The following is an 11,186-nucleotide window of genomic DNA, read 5'->3' on the forward strand; positions in this document are numbered from 1 at the left end:
TGTGCGTTGGTTGCACATACAAATACGGAAACTCAGGTCCCGGTTCACCTGCCTGGCTCTATGTTTCAAAGCGCGTGCAAAGTGAACTACAAGTTCCAATCCAAGGTTGGTTTGCCCAAGATGCACAATTTGAAATGGGCCCAGTCTTTGAGCGTTCACAAACAATTCGAGGATTTCAGATTGCTAGTCCATCGTTGATGGGCATCCGTTGCGTGCAGACAGCATTTTCAATGATTAAAGAAGCTGGCATCGATGCAATAGCCCATAAGGCTGCAGTTGGAACTCAGATGATGATCGAGCTATATGACGCTTGGTTAGCACCACTTGGGATCGAATTAAACACCTCCCGTGATGCAAAAGAGCGCGGTGGACACATCTCTCTTGTTCATCCGGATGCTGCACAAATATGTGTTGCCCTACGCACGATTTCAAATGTAATTCCTGATTACAGAACACCTAATTCAATTCGCTTAGCAATTTCTCCCCTGCCAACTTCATATGTTGAAATCTGGGATGGGTTAGAACGTATGCGGGATTTAGTGGCATCTGGCCGCTATAAAGAGGTTAAAGAAGGCGGGTCTCGCGTCACATGAGCGAAAACTTTGATTCAGCACTGACATACACATCATATTTAGCTGTAGATGAACTTCTTAAACTGCAACGCCCATTGTCTACTGGTCCAGAACATGATGAAATGCTTTTCATTATCATTCATCAGACTTATGAACTGTGGTTCAAACAATTAATTCATGAATTCAAGCAAGCACAAGTTGCAATGGAGTCAGGCGATTCGCATTACTCACTAGCTATCTTGGGACGTATCAGAACAATTCTTAAAGTCTGTGTCACACAAATCGACATCTTAGAAACAATGACACCACTGCAGTTCAATGCCTTCCGTTCATATCTCTCATCTTCAAGTGGTTTCCAGTCTGCTCAGTTCAGAATGGTTGAAGCATTATTGGGTCGCCGCGATAGCAAGATGGCAGGACACCTACCGTTAGATATTCAAGAGCAGATTAAGGAAATCACCGTGCGCAACAGTGTGTGGGATTCGGCTCTTGTCTATATCTCAAAGCGTGGCCATGCAGTTCCTACAGATGTTCTCAATCGCGATAAATCAACTGCATATGTTGCAAACACTGCTGTGCAAGAAGTATTACTAGAGGTGCACCGCAAGGATCCAGAATCTGCAATGGTGTGTGAGCGCTTAGTAGATATCGATGAAGGTATGCAGGAATGGCGCTATCGCCACGTGAAAATGGTGGAAAGAACTATTGGCCACAAAATAGGAACTGGTGGATCCAGCGGTGTTGCCTACTTAAGTAGCACCTTGTTTAATCCAACTTTTCCAGATCTATGGGAGATCCGCTCCAGTTTTTAGTTTGGCAGACCTGCAATAACGATCTCTGAAAGATCTTTGCGTGATCGCGGTGCAACTTCGCGATCATAGGCAGGACCTTCTAGTTGATCTGCTGGTGCTTGCTTGCCAACAGCCATAATCACAATTGGAACTGCCCCATCAAATAACGCAGCAGCTTTCTCATGATCAAAGCCAGCCATCTGGTGAATAACATAACCACGATGGTGAGCCTCAATAGTTAATTGTGCTGCAGCTAATCCGCAGTCATACATAAATGTTGGTATTGCAGTTCCATCTGCTTGCGTCGGAGTTCCAGCAATTGCCACAAATGCTGCTGCTCGCTTTGACCAGCTTTGGTTAAAGGGCACAAGACATTCAAGCAGTGCTGTGAAGTTTGAATCATCTCTTTTACCTGCTATCAAACGCCATGGTTGGAGATTATTGGCCGATGGCGCCCAGCGTGCAGCTTCAAGCAATGCTAATAAATCTTGGTTTTCAATAGTTGCGGTTGCATCAAGTGAACGTGGGCTACGACGCTCTGCAATGAGATCGTGAATTTCTACTGAAGTATCGGCTCTAGTCATGGCCGCGAGCCTATCTTACAATTAGCGATAGTGATAAATGAGAATTGCAACAATTGAAAATACTGCGCCACCTGCAACCAAAAAGTATTTTACCCAAGGCTTCATGCCAGTTCGTTCTGCTGCCTTTGCTGCTATTTCCTTAGTTTTCATCATGACTCGTCCTGCCCATGCAAACTCAGTTGCCAAAATACCTAGCCCTGCCAAAAGAATAAGAATTCCTGGACCTGGGCCAATTAATGCAACAGAGCCTGCAGCAGTGATTCCGCCACCGATAACACCAATAATCACGCGCCACACTATGCGACCTGCCTGGGTCTTTTTAATCCAAGAGCGAAGATTCATTTTGTTTTTGTCACAATCATTTCTTTTCCATAGGCTGCAAATGCTATCTCTTCTCGGCGCTTTCTGTAATTTGCTGAAGCGCCTTCAATTATATGCTCGTATCTAGTAGCAGACTTAATCAATGGGTGTAGTTCTGCAGCAGTGGTGTGGCTACCAAACACGGGCGGTGCTTGATCAATTTCCTGTACAGAAATGTGTGGATTTAAGAAGCGATAGACCAATGCAACTCGGCGCAAACCTAGGTTTGCAACATGGCGTAACCCACGGTTGATGTGATCCTGAGCCATCAGGCGAGCAAAGGTAAGTGTCTTTGCGCGAACTGGTTTTAGTTCAATCGCTAGTTCATACAACATCGCTGCAATCTCCTGGCCACCAGTTGTGTTGGGTAGCTCTGCGCACTTGTCCGACAAACGCTTACGCACAGCAGGATCTTGCAACATCTTTACCTTTTCAGTGATGTCAACTAAATCTGCTTGGTCTGCGCGCAAGGCATATCCAAAGTCATTGCACCACTGTGCTCGTGCCTCTTGGTCATCAGTTCCACGGATATTTGAAACGAAAACTGTAGGAACTTGTGCTGGCAATAGTTCATGCACACCGTTATATCCAGTTGCACATATACCAGCATCAAAGGCGTGTAATACCCTGGCAAGTGGGAAGTAACGAACAACCTTTAGGTCAAGACCTTCGGGCGCAAGTGAATTGCCATCTTTATCAACTGGTGCCTTAGTCAAGATAACCTGCAGATCTTTCCAACCAAGTAATCCTGATAATGCCGCAGTTACCTTTTCATTCACATCGCTGTCGCCTGTACCCAACTGCACAAGTGCGGTTGGGCGATTGAGGTCTAAACCAAGTGCGCGGCGCGCATCATCGCGTGACAACGCATCTTCTTTGCGAAAGAGTGAAACGGGAGAAGTTAAAACAGAGTCTTTACGGTTTGCAGTTGGACCAAAATCATATGCCCGCGCAATATCACCTGGCTCGATGACTGTGTCCATCATCTTTGATTGCAACCCTAGAATGAAACGCTGAGGCTTTTTTTGCCACAATCCACGACGCACCCACACCAACTTCAAGTGTGGGTTGGCATTCTTTGCAGCAATAACCCCTGGATAAGGAACAACGCCATCAAATGACAAAACTTTTGCACCGGTTTCTTCAACTAGTGCTAACAAGCGATCCCGTAAATACACATCCCATTTTTCACGGCTCATCCACATTCGATCTCGGCCGGGAATGTATTCACATCGAATCCCCATAAATGCAGGAACCTCTGCGATGCCGCCAGCCATCGACACAATAATTGGGTTAGCAACATCTTTTAGTGCAAGAGCAACCGCACTTGCACGTGCAAGGTGACCCATTCCGACTCCATTGCTTGTAGCAAGGATGATGGTTGGCTTCTGGCTCATGTAGTTAATTACTCCACGATAAATGTAAAGGGATTGTCGTTCTGGTTGCATCTATTGATGAAAGATCAGATCTGCTTGGCATTATGAAGACATCGTTATAGGTGAGGTCATGGGATGGTTCATTTATGAATAGCACGTAGGCAAACAATACTCAGGTAGAATAGAAGAATGTCTAAACCACTCATATCTGTACGTGGGTTGACCAAGGTTTTCGGGGATCTCACCGCTGTAGACGGCGTTGATTTTGATGTTGCTAAGGGTGAGTCCTTCGGATTGCTGGGCCCAAACGGTGCCGGTAAATCAACCATTATGCGCATCTTGGCCGCAACATCTACTCGCACATCGGGCACTGTTGAAATCTTGGATAAAGATCCTGAAAAGTTTGGCCCACTTGTCCGAGCACATCTAGGTATCGTCCCGCAGGAAGATAATTTAGATGGAGAATTAACAGTTACCGAGAATCTCTTTATCTACGGTCGTTACTTTGGCCTTCCTAAGAAGTTTATTAAGACAAAGATCGAAGAACTTCTAGAGTTCGCACAGCTTGAAGAAAAGCGGGATGTAAAGGTTCAAGCACTTAGCGGTGGAATGAAGCGCCGTTTAACAATTGCACGTGGTCTTGTAAGCGAACCAGATATTTTGTTATTGGATGAGCCAACTACAGGCCTTGATCCACAAGCTCGACATATATTGTGGGATCGCTTATTCCGTTTGAAAGAGCAAGGTGTAACTCTTGTTCTCACAACTCACTTCATGGATGAAGCAGAACAATTATGTGATCGCCTTGTCGTAATGGACAAAGGTGCAATCATGGCCGAAGGCTCACCTCAAGGTTTGATTAAGCAATATTCAAGCAAAGAAGTTCTTGAAGTTCGCTTTGGTAGTGACCGCAATAAAGAGGTTGCCCCACAGTTATCACAGATGTGTGAGCGTATGGAAACTTTGCCTGACCGTCTCTTGATGTATACCGAAGATGGCGAAAAGCTTCTAGAACAAATTGCTGCGGCCAAGATGCATCCAACTACATCATTGGTTCGACGCTCTTCTTTGGAAGATGTCTTCTTGCGTCTAACTGGAAGAACTTTGATTGAATGAACACAGGCATTGATGTTCCTCAGATTCAACGCTTCGGTGCGCTGTATATAGCCTCTGCGCGTTTGAAATCTATATCTAAGTGGAAGGCGATTATCGCTGCCGTAGACATCGGAAATCCCTTGTTTTACTTGATCGCCGTGGGTGTAGGCATCGGTGTTCTCGTTGAACAAGGCTCTGGAACGAGTGGTACAAATGGCATTAAATACATTGCTTTTATCGCACCTGCTCTCTTGGCTAACTCAGCAATTGCAGGGGTAATGGATGAAACCATATTTCCAACTATTGAAGGCTTTAAATGGCGCAAACTGTTCTTCGCCCAAAATGCAACGCCAATTACTGGGCGTCAAATTGCTCTAGGTGTTTATCTTTCAGCGTTATGCCGGGCAATCTTTAGTGTTTCTATTTATTACGTACTGCTTATTGCTTTTAACGTTGTGGAGTTTGGCCCAAGTATTTTGCTCATCCCCATTGCAGTTCTTGGTGGCGGCGCGTTTGGTGCCATTATTTTATTTGCTGCAGCGAAAATAGAAAAGGATGATCAGTTCTTCAATATTCTTGGACGCCTAGTAATCATGCCAATGTTTTTATTTTCTGGAACATTCTTTCCTTTGTCCTCTATGCCAATCTACTTACAACCAATTGGATGGATTTCTCCTTTGTGGCATGCCACAGAACTTGGGCGTGAAGCCGCATTTGATTACGGAGTTAGCAATCTAATGATTGCAGTTCACTTAATCTTTTTGTCTACCTTAGTAGCGATCGGTATTACCCTTGCAATGCGCCAATTTGAACGGAGGTTGGCAAAGTGAGTGCTGCCGTTGAAATTGCAGAAAGAAGTAAATCTACGGCGATGTATGCCGGCCGACCTTATGTGTTGCTTGAGCGAGGTTGGCTCGCATTTAGATCTACTAACTGGATCCCTGTTGTGACAGGTTTTGTTGAGCCAGTTCTTTTCTTATTAGCTTTTGGTTACGGCATGGGGAATCTTGTTGGAGACGTCACCACTGGCGACACAACAATTGATTACACCTTATTTATTGCACCAGGTTTACTCGCAAATAGTGCGATGAATGGTGCAATTTATGATTCAACGTGGAATGTCTTCTGGAAGCTCAATGAATCCAAGTTATATAAGACAATGCTTTCCACGCCTCTTGGGCCGCTAGACATTGCACTCGGTGAGATCAGTTGGGCTCTTATTCGCGGCCTGGTCTACTCACTTGGCTTCCTAACTGTCGTCACTGCACTAGGGCTCACTCCTAGCTTCTGGGCGCTGCTGGCAATCCCTGCCGCATCACTAGTGGCATTTGGCTTTGCCTCATTTGGAATGGCTGTGACCTCGTACTTCAAGACCTACCAGCAGATGGGCTTCATTAACATCATCTTGTTGCCGATGACTCTGTTCTCTGGCTCCCTATATCCAATCGCTGTCTATCCAGATTGGGTAGAAAAGATCATCATGGCTTTGCCGCTGTGGCATGGCATTGAATTGGTTCGAGCATTCTGGTTTGGCAATCTCACTTCAGGCGTTCTAGTCCACATCGCTTACTTCCTAGTGATGATTGCTGCTGGACTCTTTGTTACATCACGCAGATTACGTGCACTCTTTCTTCGTTAATCAACACTAAAGGTTGCATCAGCAACTAATGCAGGACATTTCCAACCAGGTGCGATCACTGGTTCAAAATGCCACCATTCGTTTTCAAAGACACGACATAAACCAAACTTTGATCCATTTACTTCTAACCAGCCAGCACCAACTGGTTCATCTGGATAGTTAACATCTATTGCAACTCCCCATGGATGATGTGAAAAAAGCGGCGGTGCAACCAACTTACTTGCCTCTTGTGCGCTTCCATACTTTTTAATCGCTTGAGCGAACAATGTATTTTGACGACCAAGAGATCTAAAACCTGATGCAATTTAGAGAGCTTGTCCATCTATCTTTGCTGCAGCTTGCGCCGCCTTAAATCGATTCATAAGTTGTTTATCTAGTTTGTCTGGGCGGATTAATGAACGTGATATTGCACCTGCGCCTAATGAAAGTTCAGTTTTTTCACAGCCTTTTATCACATTAGATACACGAATTGCATAATTTGTCTTATTTGCACAACTTAAGGGAATAGTGTCGGATGCCTGAGAAATCCCATTTATTGACAAAAAAGCCAATAAAAAGGCCAAAAACGCCCGGACTTTACGCATGCCGTGAGTCTAACGGGGTTGCTTTTTAATTAAAGAGTGAGAGAATTACACCTAATTAAGAAATTAACTAAAACGAACCGGGAGAGTACTTCTCAAACGAGTTTCAAACGCTGAAACCTTTGCCGTACAAGTTTTACAAATGCTGACACAAAGTAACCACAAGCAAACATATAGATTTGTCCCTACAGCATCAGTTCCAGTAGACCCGAAACGGGTTGAAGTTATTCTCAAGCAAGAATGGGAACTTTTCACTAAAAACACTGGCAAGAGCGCCGAGGAGAGCTGCCGTTCCTTTAAATCCATGCCCTTAGGCGTTACCTCCAGCTTCCAGCACTGGGATCCATACCCAATCTCTATCGTCTCAGCCAAGGGCGCATACATGACCGATGTTGATGGTCGACAGCTCCTAGATCTATCTATGGGCTTTGGTGCGATGTTTGCAGGTCACTTAAACCCAACTGTTATTGAAGAAATTCAAAGCTCATTAACAACAGGAATGCTTTTTGTTACACCGTCACCAACTTCAACAGATGCTGCGGAAATGATCTGCAAGCGATTTGAAATTGACCAAGTTCGCTTTACTAACAGCGGAACTGAATCAACAATGTATGCAGTCCGTGTTGCACGCTCTGCGTCAGGTAAAATGGGAATTCTTAAGGTCGAGGGTGGTTACCACGGTAGCTATGATCCTTTTGTTGTTTCAGCCAAACCACCTCTAGACAAGGCTGGCGATCCTGAAGAGCCAACTGCGGTGATGGATTCCAACTTAGTTCCAGGCGATATTTACATTGTTCCTTACAACAATGCCCCTGCACTTGAAGCAATGTTTGAAAAGAATGCTTCAAAGATTGCTTGTTTCATCGTTGAGCCAGTTCTAGAAAACCTTGCAATCATCCTGCCGGATGAGGGCTACCTAGAGCGTGTTCGCGAACTCTGCGATGAGTACAACGTCATTCTTATCTTTGATGAAGTAAAGACAGGCCTCACAGCTGGTGCACACGGTGCATCTGTTCGTTTAGGTGTTGAACCAGATCTAATTACTCTTGCTAAATCAATTGGTGGCGGAGTTCCGCTAGCTGCATTTGGTGGAAAAAAGAAGTACATGGATTTTGTAACAAACGGCAAGATGGCGCACTTCGGCACATTCAACGGTAATCCCCTTGCAATGGCAGGTGTTCGCGCAATTGATCGCCTTTGTTCTGATCAAGCCCTGGCTGATGCAGAAGCGCTTAATCAGCAAGCATTAGATCGCATCAGTGAAATCATTGATGAGTACCAGTTGCCTGCACATACAGTTGGATTTGGCGTAAAGGGCTGTGTTACATGGTCCACAACACCTGTTCGCAACTACCGCGACTACAAAGCAACAGACTTTGGTATCGCTGAAGCACACTGGTTATTTGCACTCAACCGCGGAATCATCACTCCTCCAGGACTAGATGAGCAGTGGTTAATCTCTTTGGCACACGGCCAAAAAGAGATTGATCTACTTGTTGAAGATTTCCGCGAGTTTGCTAAAGCACTTCGAGCATAGCTCGTACGGCTTTAACCATCTGATCTAACGGCATCGTAGGCAAGCCTGGAAACTCAGGGGCCTGCGAATCCATTAATGGAACATGCACAAAGCCACTTCGAATCTTTGTGCCTGCAAACTTATTCTGGGCAACATAGAAAACATGGTTACACAAAAATGCCCCAGCACTTAAGGAAACTACTGCTGCAACCCCAGCTGCTTTGGCAGCATCAACCATTTCTTTAATGGGAAGTGTCGTGAAGTATGCATCTGGACCATCATCAAGAATCTTCACATCGCCTCGTTGCACACCAGCATTATCTGATAAGTGTGCATCATCTAAATTGATCGCGACTTTTTCCGGGGTAATCTGTGTGCGACCTTCTGCCTGTCCTAAACAAATAACAACATCTGGATTGTGTTCTGCGATCAATGCCAATAAGCGTTCTGCAGATCCTGCATATGCCACAGGCAAAATAGCAGTAACAATATTGTCGCCGCTAATCTGCTTGACAATCTCACCTGACGGATTCGATGTCGCTGTTCCGAAAGGTTCAAAACCTGTCAGTAGTACTTTGGTCATACCTAAACTTTACACAGTACGAAGTTGATCGACCGCTTTTTGAACCCACAGCGATGTTTCAAGCGGAAGCACCCAACTGTCCTGTCCTTGGATTTTCTTGCCGAAGTTTTCAACCATCAACATGTAGGGATTTACGGCTTTAAACTCTTCATGTAAATCACCTATTTGCAAGGTGCTTGGTGAATTCCACGATGTAAATGCTTGATCTCCAATAAATGCAATTGTTTTCTTCTCGCCAGTAACAATTAAGGATTGATTCTCTGGCATTTCAAATGAAGCTAAGCCACTGGCCATAATTGAATTATTAATGCGCATATCCCATGTGGTAGTTAAATCAATCCCTGTTGGCCCTGCGCTTGCATCACATTTTTCTATTTCGATTTGTGCGTTGTCGCCAACTATTGCTGCGATTGCATGTAATGGATAAACACCGATATCAAATAGTGCTCCACCACCCATTTCAGGCGTTTGGCGATAGTTACCTTCAATTGAGGCTGGAAATGTAAATGACGCATCGATTGAAGTTATCTGACCTATTTCTCGACTTTTAACAAGTTCAAGCATCCGGATCATTCGGGGATGCCATCTAGACCAAACCGCTTCAACTAATAAGCGATCACACTCTTGTGCAGTTTGAATCATTAATTCAACCTCTGCCGTATTCATCGCAATTGGTTTTTCGCACAGCACATGCTTCCCAGCTTTTAACGCCTTGATAGTCCATTCACAATGCAAATGGTTAGGAAGTGAGATGTAGACAGCATCAACTAATGGATCATTTAATAAAGCATCGTAGGTTTCATGAACCGTGATTGGGTTAAGTGCCTTCGAGCGTTCTTTATCTCTGCTTGCAACACCTTGAATTACAGTATTTTCTGCCGTATGCATGGCTGGTGCAATAGCTGTGGTTGCTATCCAACCCGCACCAATTAAGCCCCAGCGAGTATTTTTCACCGCAGTAGCACTGGCTTTACAGGGTGGCCGTTGGCAAGAGCTGATTCTTCAGCTGCCTGCATAATTGCAACTACATCGCGAGATTGATTCGTAGTTACATTCATTGGAACCTTGTTATTTAGATATGCAACGACTGATTGATGGAATGAGTAAGGAGTAACAGAATCATTTGCAATTACTTGCGATGAGCCATCTGCGCGGTGAATCGTAAGAATTGCAGGTAGATCAGCTGGCATTGCACCCGCTGCAGGATCCCAGTTGCCGACAATGGCACCCTTTGTACCAAGTACATAAAACTTAGGTTTGCGGGCTGCTGCCAAATCACTATTGGTAAATAGTGCGCGAGCTCCATCAGTGAATGTAATTGCTACATCGGCATGGTCAGCATTTGTCACATGGTTCCACACTCGCTTCTGGTTAATGCCGGTAACCGATGCGACCTCACCTGGCATGATCGCCAAGATCTGATCGATGAAGTGACTACCCCAGTCAAATATTGCTCCACCTGAAACATCAACCATTGAATGCCAGAATGAACAAGGCTCCGAGTAACCACCAACAAAGCTTTCATAGGAGAACACTTCACCGATTGCGCCATCATCAATTAACTTCTTCATGGTTACAAAGTCATCATCAAAGCGGCGGTTTTGATAAACAACTAATAACAAATCTTTTGCAGCAGCCATGGCGATTAGTTCATCGCACTCTTGCACTGTAAGTGCCATTGGCTTTTCAAGAATTACATGTAGTCCACGATTAAGGGACTCTTTCGCCCATGAGTAATGGCTATTTGGAGGTGTTGAAATAACAACACAATCAATTAGCCCAGAATCAAGCATCGCTGTGGAGTCAGTAAAGGTTGTGATATCTGGCGCTAATGCCTTGGCTGCAGTTAAGCGATCTGGATTTGTGTCAGATGCCGCTGTGAGGCGAAGTCCTTCGGTAGCACCGACCGCGCTGTTGTGCTGATCACCGATTGCACCGTAGGCAAGCAACCCGACACGAATAATATTTTCCTGCTCTGACACGTACAACCCCTTTTTAATCGAAGAAAAGCCCTCGGTGTGAAAGGCACCGAGAGCTTAACTTGTGCGCGCGAAGGGATTCGAACCCCTAACCTTCTGATCCGTAGTCA

At 45.0% G+C, this 11,186-nt stretch carries 14 protein-coding genes; 6 read left to right on the forward strand and 8 right to left on the reverse strand.

The features are described 5' to 3' along the window. Together AC9UEY_RS04975 and AC9UEY_RS04980 are read left to right on the forward strand one after the other, a co-directional pair. A partial coding sequence (locus tag AC9UEY_RS04975; RefSeq protein WP_509538607.1) for a kynureninase/PvdN C-terminal domain-containing protein occupies positions 1 to 593 on the forward strand: 593 nt, incomplete at its 5' end. Next, positions 590 to 1,384 (forward strand): tryptophan 2,3-dioxygenase, encoded by a 795-nt coding sequence (locus AC9UEY_RS04980; protein ID WP_509538609.1) that lies wholly within the window; start codon positions 590 to 592, stop codon positions 1,382 to 1,384. The genes AC9UEY_RS04975 and AC9UEY_RS04980, both read left to right, overlap by 4 nt. On the opposite strand, the gene AC9UEY_RS04985 is transcribed toward AC9UEY_RS04980, so the two are convergent. Genes AC9UEY_RS04985 through AC9UEY_RS04995 form a run of 3 tightly spaced genes read right to left on the reverse strand, consistent with a single transcriptional unit; the run spans position 1,381 to position 3,704 of the window. Next, on the reverse strand, positions 1,381 to 1,947 hold the full coding sequence (locus AC9UEY_RS04985; RefSeq protein ID WP_509538612.1) for a nitroreductase family protein: 567 nt from the start codon (positions 1,945 to 1,947) through the stop codon (positions 1,381 to 1,383). The genes AC9UEY_RS04980 and AC9UEY_RS04985 overlap by 4 nt on opposite strands. Positions 1,948 to 1,968: 21 nt before the next feature. Continuing rightward, the gene (locus AC9UEY_RS04990; RefSeq protein WP_509538615.1) at positions 1,969 to 2,289 is read right to left on the reverse strand and encodes a PGPGW domain-containing protein; all 321 of its coding nucleotides are present in this window, start codon (positions 2,287 to 2,289) and stop codon (positions 1,969 to 1,971) included. Beyond that, a complete protein-coding gene (locus AC9UEY_RS04995) occupies positions 2,286 to 3,704 on the reverse strand; it encodes a glycosyltransferase (protein WP_509538617.1) in 1,419 nt (472 codons plus the stop codon). Before AC9UEY_RS04995 ends, AC9UEY_RS04990 begins: the two co-directional genes overlap by 4 nt. A 168-nt stretch (positions 3,705 to 3,872) precedes the next feature. Between AC9UEY_RS04995 and AC9UEY_RS05000 the strand changes: the two genes are divergently transcribed. From AC9UEY_RS05000 to AC9UEY_RS05010, 3 genes are read left to right on the forward strand one after another with little or no spacing between them, the layout of a single operon-like run. Continuing rightward, positions 3,873 to 4,799 carry an ABC transporter ATP-binding protein gene (locus AC9UEY_RS05000; RefSeq protein WP_509538620.1) on the forward strand — a complete coding sequence of 309 codons (927 nt, stop codon included), beginning with the start codon at positions 3,873 to 3,875 and terminating at the stop codon, positions 4,797 to 4,799. After that, positions 4,796 to 5,608 carry an ABC transporter permease gene (locus AC9UEY_RS05005; protein WP_509538623.1) on the forward strand — a complete coding sequence of 271 codons (813 nt, stop codon included), beginning with the start codon at positions 4,796 to 4,798 and terminating at the stop codon, positions 5,606 to 5,608. Before AC9UEY_RS05000 ends, AC9UEY_RS05005 begins: the two co-directional genes overlap by 4 nt. 41 nt (positions 5,609 to 5,649) lie before the next feature. Next, positions 5,650 to 6,417: an ABC transporter permease gene (locus AC9UEY_RS05010; protein WP_509538641.1), complete on the forward strand. Its 768-nt coding sequence runs from the start codon at positions 5,650 to 5,652 to the stop codon at positions 6,415 to 6,417. Here AC9UEY_RS05010 and AC9UEY_RS05015 read toward each other — a convergent pair. Together AC9UEY_RS05015 and AC9UEY_RS05020 are read right to left on the reverse strand one after the other, a co-directional pair. Next, positions 6,414 to 6,722, reverse strand: coding sequence for a D-alanyl-D-alanine carboxypeptidase family protein (locus AC9UEY_RS05015; protein WP_509538644.1), 309 nt, complete (start codon positions 6,720 to 6,722; stop codon positions 6,414 to 6,416). The two genes, AC9UEY_RS05010 and AC9UEY_RS05015, sit on opposite strands and share 4 nt — an antisense overlap. After that, positions 6,723 to 7,001 carry a hypothetical protein gene (locus AC9UEY_RS05020; protein WP_509538626.1) on the reverse strand — a complete coding sequence of 93 codons (279 nt, stop codon included), beginning with the start codon at positions 6,999 to 7,001 and terminating at the stop codon, positions 6,723 to 6,725. 139 nt (positions 7,002 to 7,140) lie between these two features. On the opposite strand from AC9UEY_RS05020, the gene AC9UEY_RS05025 reads away from it, so the two are divergent. Continuing rightward, complete coding sequence (locus AC9UEY_RS05025) at positions 7,141 to 8,535, forward strand: aspartate aminotransferase family protein (protein WP_509538629.1); 1,395 nt, start codon at positions 7,141 to 7,143, stop codon at positions 8,533 to 8,535. Here the strand turns inward: AC9UEY_RS05025 and pcp are convergent. Genes pcp through AC9UEY_RS05040 form a run of 3 tightly spaced genes read right to left on the reverse strand, consistent with a single transcriptional unit; the run spans position 8,516 to position 11,079 of the window. Beyond that, complete coding sequence (pcp, locus tag AC9UEY_RS05030) at positions 8,516 to 9,097, reverse strand: pyroglutamyl-peptidase I (RefSeq protein WP_509538632.1); 582 nt, start codon at positions 9,095 to 9,097, stop codon at positions 8,516 to 8,518. The two genes, AC9UEY_RS05025 and pcp, sit on opposite strands and share 20 nt — an antisense overlap. Before the next feature lie 9 nt (positions 9,098 to 9,106). Next, a complete protein-coding gene (locus AC9UEY_RS05035; protein WP_509538635.1) occupies positions 9,107 to 10,051 on the reverse strand; it encodes a Gfo/Idh/MocA family protein in 945 nt (314 codons plus the stop codon). Beyond that, complete coding sequence (locus tag AC9UEY_RS05040) at positions 10,048 to 11,079, reverse strand: Gfo/Idh/MocA family protein (RefSeq protein WP_509538638.1); 1,032 nt, start codon at positions 11,077 to 11,079, stop codon at positions 10,048 to 10,050. Before AC9UEY_RS05040 ends, AC9UEY_RS05035 begins: the two co-directional genes overlap by 4 nt. Positions 11,080 to 11,186: the final 107 nt, after the last annotated feature.

It is taken from the genome of Candidatus Planktophila sp., assembly GCF_040402275.1.
GTDB lineage: Bacteria > Actinomycetota > Actinomycetes > Nanopelagicales > Nanopelagicaceae > Planktophila.

What these genes read in the sequence shown, in the direction of transcription:
- AC9UEY_RS04980 (WP_509538609.1), top strand. Translation starts at nt 590, where the DNA reads ATGAGCGAAAACTTTGATTCAGCACTGACATACACATCATATTTAGCT.
- AC9UEY_RS04985 (WP_509538612.1), bottom strand. Translation starts at nt 1,947, where the DNA reads ATGACTAGAGCCGATACTTCAGTAGAAATTCACGATCTCATTGCAGAG.
- AC9UEY_RS04990 (WP_509538615.1), bottom strand. Translation starts at nt 2,289, where the DNA reads ATGAATCTTCGCTCTTGGATTAAAAAGACCCAGGCAGGTCGCATAGTG.
- AC9UEY_RS04995 (WP_509538617.1), bottom strand. Translation starts at nt 3,704, where the DNA reads ATGAGCCAGAAGCCAACCATCATCCTTGCTACAAGCAATGGAGTCGGA.
- AC9UEY_RS05000 (WP_509538620.1), top strand. Translation starts at nt 3,873, where the DNA reads ATGTCTAAACCACTCATATCTGTACGTGGGTTGACCAAGGTTTTCGGG.
- AC9UEY_RS05005 (WP_509538623.1), top strand. Translation starts at nt 4,796, where the DNA reads ATGAACACAGGCATTGATGTTCCTCAGATTCAACGCTTCGGTGCGCTG.
- AC9UEY_RS05010 (WP_509538641.1), top strand. Translation starts at nt 5,650, where the DNA reads ATGTATGCCGGCCGACCTTATGTGTTGCTTGAGCGAGGTTGGCTCGCA.
- AC9UEY_RS05020 (WP_509538626.1), bottom strand. Translation starts at nt 7,001, where the DNA reads ATGCGTAAAGTCCGGGCGTTTTTGGCCTTTTTATTGGCTTTTTTGTCA.
- AC9UEY_RS05025 (WP_509538629.1), top strand. Translation starts at nt 7,141, where the DNA reads ATGCTGACACAAAGTAACCACAAGCAAACATATAGATTTGTCCCTACA.
- pcp (WP_509538632.1), bottom strand. Translation starts at nt 9,097, where the DNA reads ATGACCAAAGTACTACTGACAGGTTTTGAACCTTTCGGAACAGCGACA.